Here is a 17,340-nt window from a genome sequence, read left to right on the forward strand (position 1 = left end):
CCAATCTAGCCTCCATAGGGACGTGAACTCAGTTAGCGCGTTGATCGCGAAAAAATGCAGGATCCCTGAGACGATAAGCCACGCTCCGGCGAAGCGGTGACGTTGCGTTACGGACCAATTTCGCTGACGCGAGTCATCGACAGTCGAAGGACGGTAAGGATTTGCCAAAACGGATGGATTGATTCGACGAACGAATTGCGATCTATCCGCGCATTCGGAGGAACGCGGATCGATCAACGCCAGAACTTTATCGGCCTTTAGTTGGCCCGGTGGTGGGACTCGATTAGAACGGATCCTGACTGTGGGTGCCAGTGTTTTAGTCTCAGGCAAACTCGAGTTGGGTGCGACGGCAAAGTCCGCTTCTGAACTCTCTTGCACGCAGTTCATCGGCGTTGTGCATGCAATGACGTCTTGATCTCATGGGTGCACTTCCAATCTCCGCGGGCGCTCGATTCCCCAGGGACGGCGCGTCCTGTGTTCGGTCGGATTCGTCTTTCAATCAAAGAAAAACACCGTGGACCACACGACGCAAGTGACGGGGGAGTCACGCGCCTTCGGATCACACGATGGGCCACAAGAGATCAGGACGGCTGCCGCATCGAAACGCTGACGACCTGCGGCCAGGGGATTCAAGAAGCCGGCGTCAGCCTTCCGGCCCGGAGTCCGACGCAACGCTGCCCCATCGTCACCGCAGATCGTCCGTCGATGCGGAAAGCAATTCGATTAAGTTCAAAGTCTACGACCAACCGGCGGCAACAGTCGATCTTCCACTTCGAAACGCCCGACTTCGCCGCTCGGTTTCATCGCTTGGTTCGCCGCCTTACCAGTAGCCAGCGCTGATGTATGTCTCACCAGTAGACGGTACGTGCCACACAGTATAACCGCCACCTCGGTCAGAGCGGCTCACCTGCACCTGCAGCATTGACGGGTCGTAAGTCCATCCAGTCTCCGGAAAACGGTCGCCGAAAATCTGCTGGTTCAGTTTGAGCCTATCAGGCCGTTGGTGTTCGGAGGCCATTGCCAACCATTCATCGTCGTCATGATGTCGATTCAAGTCTGGCCGTAACGACCGACGTTCGTTGATCCATGAGCGTAACGATGACAAGTCGATTGCAAACTTTGCCCAGTGCCCAGCGCCATTGCGGTAAAGCGTAATGTCCGTGGCAGTTGCCGGAAGTTCAATGTATCCATCGTCTGGAATTTCTGACGCGGTGGCGTAGTCGAATCGTCCGTAACGTTGTAAGTCGACAATTACCATCACGCCGGCGCAGGATGGAATGAAGAGGAGTACGGCGGCAAGTGAAAGCCAAGCAATCCGCCTTGGTTTCCGAAGTGTCAATGCACCAACGCACCAAAGAACCGTGAAGGCAGTGACCGAAACTTGAAAGGGAAGGACGAGTGGCGCAAGCATTCAGTCTGTCGGGGAACGGCAGTGGTCACCGCGTCGGCGCGATGGACCTGAACTCAAAAACAAACTCGACTCGCCGACTGCGGCGCACCACTTGGTTCACGCGGATCGGCCACGACGACAGTTTGAGCTATCGACGCTAATTGCCAATGTACTCGACCGGAATCGCCATGGGAAATCGAGTCACGCAATCAGTAGTCGGCGCGTCAGGCGTTGGTTGTCAGCGTTGTATTCGACCGGCGTCGGTTTGTTTTCTTCGGCCGAGTCGACCGCGCACCAAGTGAGACAAGAGTCACGCAAAGACGCCAAGCCGCAAAGGGGCGGGTTCAAATCTTTGCGGCTTGGCGACTTTGCGTGAGGTCCTTCAAGCAGCTACATCAGCGTACACTTCAAACCGTGACATCAAGAGCGAATCACAGGAAACAGAGGTCTGATGAAATTCGGTGAGCGCAATTCGAGCGCACGAATCGCAGTCGGGATGTCAGGCGTTGGACAACGCTGGGAACCGTGGAAGAGAGGGGACCACGAAACAGGCCAATCACACGAAAGAGAAATCGGCAATGTCGCCAGACGTCGGTCAGCAGCGTGAACAACTAATTTAACGGTGGTTCAACCGGGAAAAAAACTGATAATCCCGGGACGGACCGCGGAATGTCACGAACCAACCGACCTTACGGGTTCCGGTTGGGCGAGTCAACAATGTTGCTCGATCGACGGTTCGCGAGGCGATTGGAGATTACGTCGCGTGATGGATGCGGAATGAATCCGACCCACCGGGGCAGGACGCCCGGTCGGCCAACGTCAGCGCCCGTTGTGTCCGTTTTCGCCACCCCGGGCCGGTCGATCTTTTTGAAAGCCTCGATGGAGTCACCAACGAAACATCGGCCAGGGGCCGGTCGTGGTGGTCATCGGCGGGACGGCGACGTAGCCGTCGCTGCGACCGAGCGCGACGAGGTCGCCGGATCCCTTGGCGGCGACGAGTTCGGCAGCACCAATGTCCGTCATTCGTACCAGCAACATCGTGTGCAGCGGGATCGCTTTTTGCGGAGTCTCGGCCAACGTCACCATCGATGGCTTGTCCGCCCAGGATGGCTTGCCGGCGATACGGCGCAGCAAGGGCATCAAGAAGCGATGGCAGTTGATCGTGGCGCTGACCGGATTGCCGGGTAGCCCGAGAACCAGTTTGCCGTCCTTCGTCGCCGCGCCCAAGATCGGTTTGCCGGGGCGAATCGGCAGCCCGTGAAAGACGATTTCGGCGCCAAGATGCTCGATCGTGTCGGGCACGTAGTCGTAGTCGCCCATCGACACGCCGCCGGTCAGGACCACCACGTCGCAAGCGGCAATCGCGGCGTCGAGCGATTGCTGCAGCGAATCACGATCGTCTTTGACGTGTTCGACGATTTCCAAGATCGCCGACGGGTACTGGCAAAGCATCGCTTGGACGGCGGAACGATTGCTATTTCGTAATTGCCAAGGTTCCAGTGCCGGCGTCGCAGGATCGACGACTTCGTCACCGGTCGTCAGCACGGCGACTTTGACGCGGCGGTAACAGAGCGGCGTGGTGCAGCCAAAATTGGCCAGTGCTGCGACGACGGCCGGTGTGACTTCGGTCCCGACGTCCAAGACGTTCGAGCCGACCGGTGCGTTTTCACCGCGGCGTCGAATGTGGCTTCCGGGGACCGTCGATTCGATCGCCGCCGGCAGGAAGCGAATCGATGCCTCAAGTTCCTCGGTGTCTTCGCGTTTGACCACGGCCTGGCAACCGTCGGGAATGATCGCGCCGGTAAAGATCCGTACGACGTGGCCGTCTTCCATCGCCGGAGGTGCGGCGCCGGCTTGACTGATACCGCTGACCGGAACAACCGAGTCCGATTGCACGTCGGACATCCGGACCGCGTAGCCATCCATCGCCGAGACATCCGCCGCCGGGCTGTCGCGATCGGCCACGATGGGTTCCGCGATGATCCGCCCGACGGGTTCGTTGACGGGCTCGGTTTCACCAACGACCGACAGTCGCTCGGCCAAGGCCGCGATCGCCGCGTCCGGGTCGGAGTATTGAAAGGGTTGTTTCATGGCTTGGGTGGATGGAGGTCGAGATCCGAAGGCGTATTGATGTTGCGGCAAGATGCCGCCGAGAGTGGGACGGTGATGATCGGTAATGATCGCAGCAATCGTCGTGGGCTGTATTGTCCCGCATCAATCGACGTGCCGATGATGTCGACGAGCGCGACAGGATAAATCGCGATCAATGGTTCAATGTGTTCGGGCGTTTGGTCCGAAACGGCGCACACGACTTGATCGCGATGGCCGGCAAAGGCATCGATCAACGTTTGAAGGTCGCGGGAGGTGAGTGATGGCGTGTCGACCGGTGTGAAGACGCAAGCATCAAAGCCATGATCGCGCGCGTAGGACAACGAGGCATGGATGCCGGAAATCGGGCCGTGAGATTCAGGCGGGTCGGGGATGCGGTGGAAGTCGGTTTCACGCTGTAGCGAAGAGGAAACGCAAACGGTGCCGCAGTGTTCTTGCAGTCGGCGGCCGGCATGTTCGAGAAACGACTGCCCTTGCCGGGTCGTCAACGCCGCCTTGTCGCGGCCCATGCGTTTGGAGGCCCCGCCGCAAAGGACGACGCCGAGCAGTTTGGGGTCAGGACTGGGCATAAGCGGGAAGCGAAGGACGTCGGTGAATGTGGGGCAGCGGAAACCCTCCCGTCACTGCGCTCGACCCCATACGCATCAAGTTAAGCCGTCGGTTCGTCATTGAACTGAAGTCACCCTCCCTTTGGGATGTCGATTTAATTTCTGACGGATATGGCACCCTTCTCCCCCGCAAATCGTGAACAAGCTTGCTTGTCGATTTGTGGGGGAGAAGGGTCGCCGAAAAGTTTGCGACGACACGGGAGGGTGACTGTTTGACATCAGACGCACAATGCTACGACGCGTCTTGCTTGTCGATCACGTCTTCGACCCAGGACTTGGCTCGCATCATGGTGGGGAATCCGATCGTCGGGGCGGAGACGACGGCGACGTGCCGCAGGTCATCGGGCGTGCAACCGGCTTCGAGTGCTTTGCGGCAGTGCGAATGGGCGGCACCTTCCAGTCCGGCGCCCAACGAGATCGCCAGCTTGACCAGTGCGACTTCGCGGGCCGACAGCGGTCCGGCTTCTTTGGCGGCCTTCCCGAATGCCTCGTAGGATTGCATCAGGTCGGGATAGTCCGAGTGCATTTTCTTGTAGGGTTTCGGAATCATGATTGTTGAACGATCTCGTGGAGGAGGGCTTCGATGGTAAAGGGATTCGCGACGGCGTGAACGGTCAGCCCCCGTTCTTCCAAGGCGGCGGCTGTGACGGGCGAGATCGCGGCGAGTCGGACGTGTTTCAACCGGTCGCCGTATAAACGAGACAGGTTGATTGCCGTCGCGCTGCTGGTGACGGTGACCCAATCGATCTTTCCATCGTCCATCGCCTCGATGATCGACGGATCGGCGGAGTCGACGTCGACATTTTGATAGGCGACGACTTCGTGCACCTCGGCCCCGGCGTCTTTCAGTTTGCTCGGCAATTCGTCGCTTCCACGGCTGGCGCGGATGATCGTGATCGATTGACCCGCCGCCGAGGATTGCAACTGGTCCACCAGGGACGTGGCGCGGTAGTCTTCCGGTAGGATATCGGTGCGGATGCCCTGTTCCAACAATTTCAGCTGAGTCTTTTTGCCGATCGCGGCGACGGAGATGCCGGCCAGCCGGCGGGAGTCGTATCGCAATTCGTGCAGACGGCGAAAGTAATGTTCCACGCCATTGGCACTGCAAAAGATCAGTTGGTCTGTGTCGTCGAGGTTTTCGATCGATCGGTCCAGCGCGGTGAAGTCATCGATCGGTTTGACGGCGATCGCGGGGGCGATCAGGGGATAGCCGCCCAAGTCACGGATCGCGTCGGCCAGCACGTCGGCTTGATCGGCCGGCCGGGTGACCAGAATGGTTTGACCGTGCAGCGGCCGATGCTGGACCCATCGCATCGAATCGGCCAGCGTCGTGACGGCACCGACGATCGCAATCACCGGCGGGCGAAAGTTGCTGGCGGGGGTGAGCCGCTGGGCGACTTCATCGAGCCGGCAGTGGAGCGTGGTTTGATCGGGCAAACTGCAGCGTCGGACGAGGGCGGTCGGGGTCGCGGGGTCTTTGCCGGCGCTGATCAACGCGTCGGTCCAAACCTTCGCCGTCGTCACGCCCATGTAGATCACCAAGGTGCCGGGAAATCGAGCCAAGGCGTCCCAATCCAACGCCGATTCGCTCTTTCCCGGTTGTTCGTGACCGGTGACCAAGGCGACGGCGGAGGCCAATTTTCGGTCGGTGATCGGGATGCCGGCGTAGGATCCGGCGGCCAGCGCGGCGGTGATGCCGGGGACGATTTCGAAGGGGATCCCGGCCTGATTCAAGGCGTCGACCTCTTCGGAGGTGCGGGCAAACACGGCCGGATCGCCGCCTTTGAGTCGAGCGACGGACTTTCCCAAGGCCGCGTGGCGGAGCATTTCCTGGATGATCTCGTCTTGCCGCCAAATCCGCGTTTGCCCGTGTTTTCCCACGCAAATGTGCTCGGCGGCAGGCGCCAGGGCCAAAATTTCGGCGTTGCTCAAGCCATCGTAGAGCACGACGTCGGCCCCCCGCAGACAGCGAGCCCCCCGGAGGGTCAGCAGTTCGGGGTCCCCCGGACCGGCACCGATCAGATAAACAATTGGTTTCATGGGGATAATTGAGCGTAATGGGCAGGTTTTTCGTAGTCCTGGACCGCCATGATCGGGCGACAAAACAGAGTTCCAAGTTGACTCTGGACAGCAAGACCAAGCATCGCCATACTACGCGGCCCTCAAATAGGGCGAAATCAAGCCCATGGGCGGCGAGTGCGCCAACTGTCAGCCAAGAAGTACGAACTGGACTCTCGGCCGATCGTCCCCTGCTACGAACATTTTCCGGCAACCATTACGTAACGAAATGCCAAACACAGCGAGTGCCAAGAAACGGCTCCGTCAAAACGACAAGCGACGCCAACACAATCGTACCCTCCGCAGCCGCATGCGCACGCAACTTCGCCGCGTCCGCGAAGCCGTCGCCGCGGGCGACAGCGAAACGGCTCAATCGGAGCTTCGCATCGCCACCAAGCGACTCGATCAAGCCGCTGCGAAGAACTTGATTCACAAGAACGCAGCCGCTCGCAGCAAGAGCCGGCTGAGCAAGCTGGTCAAGTCGGTCGCGTAGCGATCGGTCAGGCACAGTTTGGGCTGCGACTGGCGTCGCAGGGGTCGCAAGCTGGAAGCGTACGCCACCACTGCAGTGGTCAGGCACAGCCAAGGCTGCGACTGGCGTCGCGGGGGGTCGCAAGCTGGAAGCTTACGCCACTAGCGCTTTCGGGGCACTTTGGAGACGAAGTGCACCGGTTGTTCGGGCAACGATTCGAGGAACAGCTTGCCGTAGCGCTTGGTGCAAACGCGGGGGTCGAGCACGACCACCATGCCGCGATCGGATCGGGTGCGGATCAAGCGACCGACACCCTGGCGGAATTTGATCGCGGCTTCGGGCAACTGATAGTCCGTGAAGGGATTGCCGCCGCTTTTTCGAATCGCATCGAGCCGGGCTTCGAGCAACGGATGGTCGGGAACAGCAAACGGCAATTTGGTGATGATCACGTTGGTCAACGCATCACCAGGAACATCCACGCCCTGCCAGAAACTATCGGTGCCGAACAGCACGCCGGGGCTCTTCTTGAACGCGTCGACCATCTGCGATCGACTTTGATCGCCGCCTTGCGTGTACAGCGACAGATTCTTCGACGCCAACCAACTGCTCAACCGGCTGGCGCATTGCTTGAGCAACCCGTAGCTGGTGAACAACACGAACGCTCGGCCGCCGGAATGTTCCACGAACCGTTTGATCTGGTCCGGCAACGCACGCTCAAACGCGTCTCGCTCTTTGGACGGATCGGGTAGATCACGGACGACGACGATCTGTGATTGTTTGGAATAATCAAAGGGGCTGCCGACGCGGACCGACATTCCACCGGTGAGCCCCACGCGGGAGCGAAAGAATTTGAACTTGTCGTCGTTGCCCGATGCGATCGTCGCACTGGTCATCACGACGCTGCGGATCATCTTGCTTTGGAACAGACACTCGCGCAATGCCGAGCCCACGTCGATCGGTGACGAAGAGAGCTGCACCCGGTCCATGCCGCTCCGGGTCGGGGTGGCTTCGACCCAGAAAACGGTGTCCTCGTCTTCCTGCTTCAGCCAACGGTCCAGCGAAGAACTGAGCAACATCAGACGGTCGTGCGAGGATTCAAAATCCATTCGATCCGACTCTTCTTTCTGTCCCTGAGCCTGGGTCAAAAGTTTCAACGCCAGCTCCTTCATCGGCTTGGAAAGTGAGTTGCTGACCACGTCGGGTGCGGCGACGCGACCGTTGCCGGGCGCGTGATCGCGTTTCCAATCCAGGATGTCGGCAAAGAACGTGCTGTGGGCAAAACGCAACCGGTCGACTTCTTGTTGCAGCCCGCGCAGGTCTTTCTCGACCAACAATCCTTTCTGTTTGCGGTCGTTGTACAGCCGATCAAACAGGAACGTGAATTGCCCGCTGGTCAACCGCAGCCCCAGGTGTTCGCCCGCGACGGCTTCGGCGGTGTGGCATTCGTCCAAAATCACCGCGTCGTAGTCGGGCAGCAACGCCACGCCTTCGTTGCGGAGGGCCAGGTCACTGAAGAACAACGCGTGATTGACGATCAACAACTGCGCGTTGGTGGCTCGGCGACGGGCCCGAAAGTAGAAACAGTCTTTGAAGTGGTCGCACTTCTTTCGCAGACAATTGCCGGTGTCACTGACGATCTCATCCCAGACTTCGCGATCGGGTTTAAAGGGCATCGACGCCAAACTGCCGTCATTCGAATCGGCCGCCCATTTCTGGGTGTGACGAAGCTGTTGATACTGGATGTCCGACCCCAGCAGCGAAGTCATCTTGCCCAGCGTGCGCTCCAGCCGTCGCTTGGACAGATAGTTGCTCCGACCCTTGACCAGCACGCTGGAAAACTCTCGCGGGATGACGCTATTGAGCAACGGGACGTCTTTGGCAATCAGTTGCTCTTGCAGACTGATCGTGTGAGTCGAAATCAAGACGCGGGGGCGGCGCGTTTTTTCGTCGGAGGTCTTGATGATCGGCTCGCCGGTCGCGTGCAACACGGCCGGCACCAGGTAGGCAAAGCTCTTTCCGGTGCCCGTTCCCGCCTCGGCCACCAAGTGCTGACCCGTTTGAAGTGCCTTGGCGACGGCGTTGGCCATCTGCAACTGCTGCTCACGGGGCTCGTAGTTCGGCATCCGGGCCGCGATACGCCCCTGGGCGCCGAGAATCGCATCGACAGTCAGTTCGTCTTCGGTCAATCGAGGGGCACGTGAGTGGGGCAAGGGGTCGGGTGACTTTACCCAACTAACATACGGGCGAAGATCAGAGAGCGGAACTCGTCCGCATCGAGATCCGATCACCGAGTCGATCCCACCGCGCTGTCACCCGGCCCACCGCCCTGCCACCCGGACCCCCGTTTGCTAGCAAACTGAGCGGACAGGGGGTTCTGTGCGGGGGCGTACACTGAATCGATCCGCGGAAGATTTCGGCGGACCGATGCGAATGACCAGAGGTGTCTTTGCGGCGACGATAAATCAGATGTCACCGACGGGTTTTCCACGTCGGTTTGGTTGTGACAGGCGGCGCCCGCGGTTAAGTTTCTGGTGGCGTCGCGAACCGCTCCGGGGGGTCCGGTCGAGCGGAGTGGCGTGTGGGCTTTTCCACTCGTCGGACTTTTCCACTCTGGAATCAGAAGGAATTAAACATGGCAAAGAAGAAAGCAGCTGCAAAGGGTCCCAAGGTGGATCCGAATTTGAAAGCCGTTTTGGAGCGCGAGCCGGGCTTGGCGACGACCCTGCAGCAGATCGAAAAATCGTTCGGCGAAGGATCGATCATGCCGCTCGGTGCGTCGACGCATTTGGACATCGAAGGCATTCCGACGGGCAGTTTGTCGCTGGACATGGCACTCGGCGGACAGGGGATTCCACGGGGCCGGATCATCGAGATTTTCGGTCCGGAATCCAGTGGTAAGACGACGTTGGCGCTGCATGTGTGTGCCGAGGCGCAAAAGCAAGGCGGGATCGCGGCGATCATCGACGCCGAGCACGCGTTTGACCCGAGTTGGGCGAAGAAGCTGGGTGTCGAATTGGACACGCTGTTGGTCAGCCAGCCGGGCAGTGGCGAAGAAGCGATGCAGATTTGCGAAATGCTGGTCAAGAGCAACGCGGTCGACACCATCGTGATCGACTCGGTCGCGGCCCTGGTTCCCAAGAAAGAACTGGAGGGGGAGATCGGTGACAGCCACGTCGGTTTGCAGGCTCGATTGATGAGTCAAGCGATGCGAAAGCTGACCGGTGCGATTGCCAAGAGCAAGTGCGCGGTGATCTTCATCAACCAGATTCGGGAAAAGGTCGGCGTGATGTTCGGCAGCCCCGAGACGACGCCGGGCGGACGGGCGCTGAAGTTCTACAGTTCTTGCCGGATCGACGTCCGTCGCATCGGTGCACTGAAAGACGGCGAGGAGCAAGTCGGCCAGCGGGTCAAAGCCAAGATCGTCAAGAACAAGGTCGCACCTCCGTTCCGTATCGCTGAATTCGACATGATGCACAACAACGGCATCAGCTACGAAGGCGACTTGTTGGATCTGGGAACGACCCACAAGGTCGTCAACCGCAGCGGTGCTTGGTTCAAGTACGGTGAAACGTACCTGGGTCAGGGCAAGGAGAAGGCACGCAACTTCTTGATCGAGAACACCGACGTGGCGGAGGAGATCAAGCAGAAGGTGATGCAAGCTGGCGGATTCGGTCCGCCGGTGGACGAAGCGCCGATGATCGACGACGCCTCTGAACTGGACGTCGAAGCCGGCGAAGAAGTCGCCAATTCGTAGCGCTCGAATCTTGTGATTCGGTTGCAATCCCCGTGGGAGAGGCTTCCAGAGCGTCAAATCGGTCAGCGACGAGCCTGAGACGCGTCAAGTTAAGAGGTAACCCTCCCGTGTGCGGGAGGGTCGAGCGCAGCGAGGGGCATAGGCATCAAGTTAAGGAATATTCGAGCAAGTTGGGATCGCGGAGCAATTCCGCAGTTCCCGGCTTTTTCCGCCTTTTTGTTCGCTTGCAGATCGGTAGGACTCGGTTTCGGATTTTTGCGAGATATTCGCAAAGTCTTGAATGCGATACGAGGCAACTGGCCAATTCATCCATCCAATTTGCAAGCCGCTTAGCTATCTTTGCGAAGCTTAGCGATGAATTCTCGAACCAGCCCGCCAGTATGACCAACCACTGCTGGAGAAGTGCACCACAGAGGCGGACCCAAAACCGGGCCATCGAAATGGTGTCCGTGCGCCCATCCATCAGATCGATCTGGCAGTACGTTTTCCATCGCTTGAAGAGCAATTCAATTTGCCAGCGGCTGCGGTACAAAACGATCGCCTCTTGGACGCTCAATTGCTCTACTGCAAGATTGGTGGCTAAAAAGTTCCAGTCGCAAGCCGCCAAGCGGTCCTGACTCGGTGTACGGCCCTTCTTTTTCGCCCGTTTGCGAACTTCCCTGCGACGTTTCGCGGCGATTGCCTTGGGGATTCGCCATGCGATCAATCGGCAGTCCAGCGGAGTGCCTTGGCCGACTGTGACGTCGCAGTCGATCAGTGAGTCATTTTGTCGGCTCAGCCAAGCAACTAGCCCTTCGGAGTGATCGTCCACCTTGATTTTCACGTTGTAAAGCAATCGCGTCAGGAAAAAGGCTCCCCACGCTGCATAACACGAAAGGACGGCGGATGAGAAATAGCCGAGGTCAGCGATTCGAAGTGAGCCTTTCTGGAGTGGCACGACTTGACGGTTTGTTGCCTGATCGGGCGACTTCCCTGGTTCGAGTTGAATGCACTGCAACTCCCCATTGGCCAGGTCAAGTTCGGTTTGAAGCTTCACTGCAGCGGTATTGTGCTCCCCTACACCGCCACAACCTGCAAATTCTGCTGCCAAACTCGGCGGCAAGCTGATCACCGAACTGTCGATCAGCTTGACCGACGTAAATCGTTCCAAAAGCGGGGCGAGCTTCGACTCGGAGTGCATGACCTGCATACTCATCTTGGCAAACAGCGAACGAAAGAAGGCGACCAATTGATCGCTATATCGTTGCTCAACGGCCTGGGGAGAAATCGTCAGCCCCACAGAAGCAGCCATGCTGGCAATGTCCTCCTCGTTGGCGGTCGGTTTGGCTAGCATGGCCAAAATGAACGACTTCGCGAGCGTTGAGGCATCAAACTTTCGTCGTCGTTTGATGACCTTGGATTCGGCGGCAGATTGCTCGGCAAGTTCTCCGAAACTGGTCTGTAACAAAGTGGCCAATCGATCTATGGTCTTCACGGCGGAAACTCCTTCTTCCGAGGTTGTGGTGATAACTACCTCATGAAGGTTTTTCCGCTTTTTTTCTACCTCAATTCCTTAACTTGGTGCGTATGCCCCTCGCTTCGCTCGACCCTCCTGCCAGGCATTGGTATCTACACAAGTCACCTTTTGCCCAAAGGGCATGCATATCCATAGCCTGGGGCAAGCAAACCGAGCATTTGCGAGGGTTGCGCCGCCCCAGGAACCGCATCAGTATGCAAAGCCCAGCGGGCTGACAGAGTGTTTGCCGGGCCCGTCAGGGCCCAGATTCCAATGCAATTTCGCCGCAGGCCTGGAAGGCCGACACAGTAATCGCGGGGTCGAGACCGCCGCATGGACTGTGTCGCCCTTCCAGGGCTGGAGTGGTGGAGGCGACATTCAACCGGCGGTTCACACCGCCGGCAAACACTGTGCCTGCCCTCCGGGCATCACCTACGACTTGATGCAGACACGCACAAACTCACTCGTTCTGCATCTCGACGTCGTCCAGATAGAACGCGCCGTCGCTGCGCGCCGACGCGATGAAGCCGACCCAACGGGTCTCGGTCCAGTCCGGATCACATCCCAGATCCGTCACCCGGTGCCGGCGGCCGTCCGGCAACACAAACGTCGCCTGCCAGCGAGCGTTGCGAATGCCGTGTGTTGCTTCCATCGTGACGTGCAACCAAGTCCCCGCTTCCATGTCGAACAGTTTTTGCCCCCGGCTGTGCACCGCGGTTTCGCTCAGCTGCAGACTCGGTCCCGTTTGATAGGTTTGGGTCTTGCTGCGCCATTCACAGGACACCGTGACGCTCGGTTCCAAACGGATACGAAAACTCAATCTTGATTTGCCCTGCGTGTAATGGGGATCCCAATAAAAATGGGGATTGAACGCAGCCCGCATGTCCACCGCGTCTTGCACCTTCAAGCAATGGCCCTTGCCACCGGGCGTCGGTACGACGGAAAACAGTGACTTGCGGCCTTCGTCGGACAATGTCGCCAGACTCATCAGCGACAGGGGGTGGTCGGTTTCAAAATCATCGCGAACGTCGACCGGTTGCGGCGGCGGAACCTGATAGGGCTCGGGAAACGTCGTCGCCGCGGCGAGATCTTTCCAAGCCTGGTCGCCCTGAACTCCAGCCAACGTGATGTCGAACGGGACGAAACCGATCTTGGACGCGGGCGATCCGGGCCGCAATCTGAAATCGCGTTGACCGGCGTCGACGAACATCGGATCGGCGATAATCGAATCTTGATCGTGGCCAGCGTCGCGCCATTGCTGCCAGGTCTTGCCGGCGAAGTCAAAGGGCTGGCCGTCGGCACGCCAATACAGGTTGTGATTCATCGCGACTTTGGAACCGTTATTCCAGCCGGAATAACCGAGCAATCGACCCTCGTCAAAGTAAACCAAATTTCGCTCGAACGTAAACGAGAGATGCGGCTCTGCCCGCGTCACCGCGACCTGGCCTTCTTCGCTGAACGCCAGGATGTTGTTGCGGACGATGTTCTCGCGACCATAGTGCTGGTGAAAACCGCCATCGCGGACGTCGTACACCAAGTTGTTCTCAAACACGATGTGCGAACTGCCCTCGTCGGGATACAGCCCCCATCCGCCGTACCGGGTCGCGTAAACGTCGTGGATCACGTTACCGCTGACGCTGGTGCCCTCCGAGGGCCCCAACGTGTAGACGCCTCCCATGTCGCTGAGAATGCGGTACCCGATGTGATGCAGATGGTTGAAGTCGATGCGGTTGCGTTTCGCGCCGCTGTCGGCATAACCCCAACGCCAGCCGACCGACACTGCGGTGTAGTAAAAATCGGCGATGTCACAGTGCGTGATCGCGTTGTCGCTACTGTGCCCGATCCAGACTCCCACGGCGCACGGCAGGATTCGCCCGCCGCTGTGAAGGATGCAGTTGTCGACCGTGATTCCAGACGTCCGCACCGGCTCGGGGACCAACCCTGTCTCGCCGATCCGCACCGCACTGACACCGACGTCAAAGACTCGCGTTCGTTCGACGCGACATTCACGACACGCCTGACGAAACCAAAACCCGCTGCCGCCGATGTGTTCGACCGCGCAATCGATGAAGTGAATCTGTCGAGCGCCATCGAGCTGGATCGCGGTCGCATCGACGTTCATCGCTGCCTGATTCGGGCGAATGCCTTCCTCGGGAATACGGTACTCGGCGTGCCGCAGCGTCAGCCCTTCGAAGTGGATGTGTTTGACGTGCCGTTCGGGATCGTCGACGTCACCTTGGAATTCGAACAAACGCTGCAATTCGGCGGCGACCGCGTTGATCGTCTCGATCGTCTCGCCGTCACGCGGTCGGTAAAACAACCACCCCTGCCGATCCAAAAACCATTCGCCGGCGGAATCCAGTGCACCGAAATAGTTTTCGAGGAAGTACAAACAATCACGGTTCAGCGGATTGTGTGACTTCATCGGTGTGCCGTGCGTCGTGAACGAGCCGTCGCCCGGCGAACACGATTGCAACCATTCACGCGTCGTATCCCATTTGTGATAGACGACGACTTGGACATCACGCAGCGCGTCCGGATCGGTGTCTCGTAGTGAAACCAGATCGCTTGCTCGGGTGGCGAACGTGTGTTGCATTCTGGGCGGCGATGCGTCGACGGGCGCTTCGCCGACACCCAGCAAGGTGAAGAAATCGCCGTCACTGGGAGTCCTCGCTCGCGTCGCCCGACGTCCATTGACCCACAATTGTTCAAATCGCCAATCTTCGCCCTCCCCGGATCGCGGCACCGCGACGCGTGTCTTCCACAGCCCGGGGTGCTCGGGGTCCAGCTGCCATCCATCGATCGTACGTCCGCCGGATAAGATCACTTCGCCAGCGGGCTCGCCGCGATAACGCACCGGACGCTGCGGTGAAGCGCCCGAATCGGCTGAAGTAAATTGAATGGTCTGGTTCAACCGATAGTGGCCGCCGCGCAGATGAACCGTCACGGCTTGATCACCACCGGCGGCACGAACCTCTCGCACCGCTTGCTGCGCCCGTGCGATCGAGGCAAACGGCTGCTGCGAAGTACCCGGTTGCGTATCCGACCCGCCGGGTGAAACGTAGAAGTGGATGTCCGTCTCGTCAGCCATCACGGCCGCTGCGAGCGGCGCCATCAACAACAATAACACGGCACGACAAATCAAACCCATCAGTTCTTCTCCCAAAACGCGATCTCGGTTGCAACGAGCAATGCCATGGCACCCCCACGGTCATCGCGGCCGAGAATCGCCGTGCGGTCATAATAGTCTCGAACCGTTTTCTGTTTTCCGGTTCCGGTGCAAACATCGACGAGTTGTCCGCCCGATCCGATCCGTGACTTGATCGCCGACCAAGACTTCTCGACCACGGGCGCCCATTCCTGCGGGTCAAGCCAACCCCGTCGCAAGCCGCGTACGATCGCGAACGTGATCATGCAGGTGCTGGTGAACTCTCGGTAACTCTCTTCGCGATCGATCACCTGGTGCCAGGCGCCCGTCGGGTCCTGGTGTTGTTTCAAAGCCTGCAAATGGTCTCGATACGAATCCAAGAACACGCGATGGGCTTGCGTGTCTTCGGGAATGGCACTCAGTGACAACGCCATCCCGAGCGCCGGAAAACCGTTGCCGCGTCCCCAGGCGGCTTCATTGAGCGGCGAGTGACGGTACAGGCCGTCATCGCGGAGACACAGCGTCTGCATGAACTGCAAGTGCCGCAAACACTGATCAAAATACTTTGCGTCTGCGGTCAGCGCACCGACCTCGGCCAGAATCGCACAGCCCATAAAAACCGCATCGCTCATTTCATTGTGAAACGGCATCGACACCTTCGGCTGACCGTCGGCGTCGAATCCGTCATCGGCTGCCTTCTTCGCCAGACGCGTCCAACGCTTGTCGCCTGTGCGTCGGGCGAGCTGCGAAAAAACGAGATGCCCCGACAACGTGCTGCCGCTTGATCTGGCAGGTAGGGATTCCTTTCTTTCGCTTCGATACGGCTCGCCCAACTTGATGGCGTCACGCAGCGGCTGCGGGTCGTCTGTCAATTCGCCCACTCGCATTCGACCGATGACGGCCAGGGCGGGGATGTATTGGACGCTATCGAGTTGATGCCCATAGACCATCGACAGTTCCTGAGCAATCTCAAGCGGCGATCGCGCCAGTCGACGCTTGATCTCGTTTTGGGCATGCGAATGCGGCAGCGACACCGACGGGCGATCGAGTGAAGCGGTAATCAGGTCAATCGCTTGGCGGCTGCCGGTTTGCAAGGCCGGAATCGATCCGGTCCCCGCTGGCTTGTGCCGGCTTAACGCGGAGACCAGAGAGTCCGGTTTGGCCATCCGGTCGCTGATTTTCAATCCATGCGGCCGTATTGTTTCCAGTAGCTTTGCCGGCTGATTCGGGTAAACCCATTCGTCGCCTTCATCGCCGCGGAGATCGATCACCAGATCCGGGGCATGCATGCCGATCCATCGCCAAAGATAGTGGGCGACGTCGTTGTCCGGTTGGTTGTACGCGTTTCCACTCGGCGGAAACGACAACGCATCGATCCCTTCACGTCCCAGATCGTCAGGACGCGCGCAAGGGACGCAGGAAACCGTAAACCGCCGCGAGAGCGTTGGGTCCTTTTGAAACGAAGCCATCGACTGCAGCGCGAGTCGAACCGAGGCGAGGTCTCCGTCGAGTCCACCGATCAGCAGGATGTGAAACTTCTTCGAGTTCGCGTCCAAGCTTTCGGCAGAAAGCAAACAAGGGATCGGCGTGTCCCCGCGGGTGACTCCGATCGCTGATCGAACGACGCCCGAGAGAGGATATTGCGAAATCGTCTCGTCGAGTGTGTTCGCTGCGGGGGATTCACCGCGAACGGTCGAGCCGAGCAAGACGCAGAACGCGATGGCGGTCGCCGTGCGGAGGAGATGAAGATTCATAGTGGAACGCGGAAGGTAGGCCAATAAAAATTGAACGGTTTGCATTTCAAAGTCACCCTCCTGGCAGGCATTGGTATCTACACATCTTTTGCATGTCAGATCTGTTCTGAGTAGATGGTTTCGGCCAACGGCCGTTCACATCCGTACCCTTGGGCATCGCCCAAGGTCCGCAAACGAGAACGAGAGGAATTGGCCAACGGCCATACACATATGCCTCGTCAAACGCCAATGTTGTGCATGGCCGTTGGCCAATTCTACCTCATTGCGATGAGGTTCCTGGGGCGGCGCAACCCTCGCAAATGCTCGGTTTGCTTGCCCCAGGCTATGGATATGCATGCCCTTTGGGCAAAAAGCAACTTGTGTAGATACCAATGCTGGAAGGGAAGGTGACTTCACCTCAATGACGAACCGACGGCTTAACTTGATGCCTATGAGGTCGAGCGGTGTACCGCGGCGCTCCTTTTTTGATGGGCTTCCGAAAGTGTGTAACCAGTCCTGAGTGACGTCAGCGTAACGGCGTCACGTCCATCCACCGTGGCAGTCCATCACCGT

General features: G+C 58.9%; 11 protein-coding genes. 3 read left to right on the forward strand and 8 right to left on the reverse strand.

Going from position 1 to position 17,340, the window contains the following annotated elements; translation table 11 throughout:
* Positions 1–1,398: 1,398 nt before the first annotated feature.
* On the forward strand, positions 1,399–1,551 hold the full coding sequence (locus TBK1r_RS39400) for a hypothetical protein (RefSeq protein ID WP_419580768.1): 153 nt from the start codon (positions 1,399–1,401) through the stop codon (positions 1,549–1,551).
* A 724-nt stretch (positions 1,552–2,275) separates the two neighbouring features.
* Here the strand turns inward: TBK1r_RS39400 and TBK1r_RS37275 are convergent.
* From TBK1r_RS37275 to cobA, 4 genes are all read right to left on the reverse strand, one after another.
* Positions 2,276–3,481 (reverse strand): molybdopterin molybdotransferase MoeA, encoded by a 1,206-nt coding sequence (locus TBK1r_RS37275; RefSeq protein WP_145221458.1) that lies wholly within the window; start codon positions 3,479–3,481, stop codon positions 2,276–2,278.
* Positions 3,478–4,068, reverse strand: a complete 591-nt coding sequence (mobA, locus tag TBK1r_RS37280; RefSeq protein ID WP_145221461.1) for a molybdenum cofactor guanylyltransferase — start codon at positions 4,066–4,068, stop codon at positions 3,478–3,480. Before mobA ends, TBK1r_RS37275 begins: the two co-directional genes overlap by 4 nt.
* Positions 4,069–4,339: 271 nt before the next feature.
* Positions 4,340–4,657, reverse strand: a complete 318-nt coding sequence (locus TBK1r_RS37285; RefSeq protein WP_372897024.1) for a carboxymuconolactone decarboxylase family protein — start codon at positions 4,655–4,657, stop codon at positions 4,340–4,342.
* On the reverse strand, positions 4,654–6,147 hold the full coding sequence (gene cobA / locus TBK1r_RS37290) for a uroporphyrinogen-III C-methyltransferase (RefSeq protein WP_145221464.1): 1,494 nt from the start codon (positions 6,145–6,147) through the stop codon (positions 4,654–4,656). The genes TBK1r_RS37285 and cobA overlap by 4 nt, the downstream gene beginning before the upstream one ends.
* Before the next feature lie 247 nt (positions 6,148–6,394).
* Here cobA and rpsT point away from each other — a divergent pair, with 247 nt between their 5' ends.
* Positions 6,395–6,658, forward strand: coding sequence for a 30S ribosomal protein S20 (gene rpsT / locus TBK1r_RS37295; protein WP_145221467.1), 264 nt, complete (start codon positions 6,395–6,397; stop codon positions 6,656–6,658).
* A 140-nt stretch (positions 6,659–6,798) separates the two neighbouring features.
* Here the strand turns inward: rpsT and TBK1r_RS37300 are convergent, their stop codons facing one another.
* On the reverse strand, positions 6,799–8,847 hold the full coding sequence (locus TBK1r_RS37300; protein ID WP_473772478.1) for an ATP-dependent DNA helicase: 2,049 nt from the start codon (positions 8,845–8,847) through the stop codon (positions 6,799–6,801).
* A gap of 422 nt (positions 8,848–9,269) precedes the next feature.
* Here TBK1r_RS37300 and recA point away from each other — a divergent pair, with 422 nt between their 5' ends.
* A complete protein-coding gene (recA, locus tag TBK1r_RS37305) occupies positions 9,270–10,391 on the forward strand; it encodes a recombinase RecA (RefSeq protein ID WP_145221470.1) in 1,122 nt (373 codons plus the stop codon).
* Positions 10,392–10,536: 145 nt separating this feature from the next.
* Here recA and TBK1r_RS37310 read toward each other — a convergent pair whose 3' ends face one another.
* The 3 genes from TBK1r_RS37310 to TBK1r_RS37320 form a co-directional block, all read right to left on the reverse strand.
* The gene (locus TBK1r_RS37310; RefSeq protein ID WP_419580149.1) at positions 10,537–11,865 is read right to left on the reverse strand and encodes an IS4 family transposase; all 1,329 of its coding nucleotides are present in this window, start codon (positions 11,863–11,865) and stop codon (positions 10,537–10,539) included.
* Between the two features lie 481 nt (positions 11,866–12,346).
* Complete coding sequence (locus tag TBK1r_RS37315; RefSeq protein ID WP_145221473.1) at positions 12,347–15,037, reverse strand: right-handed parallel beta-helix repeat-containing protein; 2,691 nt, start codon at positions 15,035–15,037, stop codon at positions 12,347–12,349.
* Positions 15,037–16,788, reverse strand: a complete 1,752-nt coding sequence (locus tag TBK1r_RS37320) for a glycoside hydrolase family 88 protein (RefSeq protein ID WP_419580769.1) — start codon at positions 16,786–16,788, stop codon at positions 15,037–15,039. The genes TBK1r_RS37315 and TBK1r_RS37320 overlap by 1 nt, the downstream gene beginning before the upstream one ends.
* Positions 16,789–17,340: the final 552 nt, after the last annotated feature.

The sequence above is a fragment of the Stieleria magnilauensis genome (assembly GCA_007753675.1).
GTDB lineage: Bacteria > Planctomycetota > Planctomycetia > Pirellulales > Pirellulaceae > Stieleria > Stieleria magnilauensis.

What these genes read in the sequence shown, in the direction of transcription:
- TBK1r_RS37275 (WP_145221458.1), bottom strand. Translation starts at nt 3,481, where the DNA reads ATGAAACAACCCTTTCAATACTCCGACCCGGACGCGGCGATCGCGGCC.
- mobA (WP_145221461.1), bottom strand. Translation starts at nt 4,068, where the DNA reads ATGCCCAGTCCTGACCCCAAACTGCTCGGCGTCGTCCTTTGCGGCGGG.
- TBK1r_RS37285 (WP_372897024.1), bottom strand. Translation starts at nt 4,657, where the DNA reads ATGATTCCGAAACCCTACAAGAAAATGCACTCGGACTATCCCGACCTG.
- cobA (WP_145221464.1), bottom strand. Translation starts at nt 6,147, where the DNA reads ATGAAACCAATTGTTTATCTGATCGGTGCCGGTCCGGGGGACCCCGAA.
- rpsT (WP_145221467.1), top strand. Translation starts at nt 6,395, where the DNA reads ATGCCAAACACAGCGAGTGCCAAGAAACGGCTCCGTCAAAACGACAAG.
- recA (WP_145221470.1), top strand. Translation starts at nt 9,270, where the DNA reads ATGGCAAAGAAGAAAGCAGCTGCAAAGGGTCCCAAGGTGGATCCGAAT.
- TBK1r_RS37315 (WP_145221473.1), bottom strand. Translation starts at nt 15,037, where the DNA reads ATGGGTTTGATTTGTCGTGCCGTGTTATTGTTGTTGATGGCGCCGCTC.
- TBK1r_RS37320 (WP_419580769.1), bottom strand. Translation starts at nt 16,788, where the DNA reads ATGAATCTTCATCTCCTCCGCACGGCGACCGCCATCGCGTTCTGCGTC.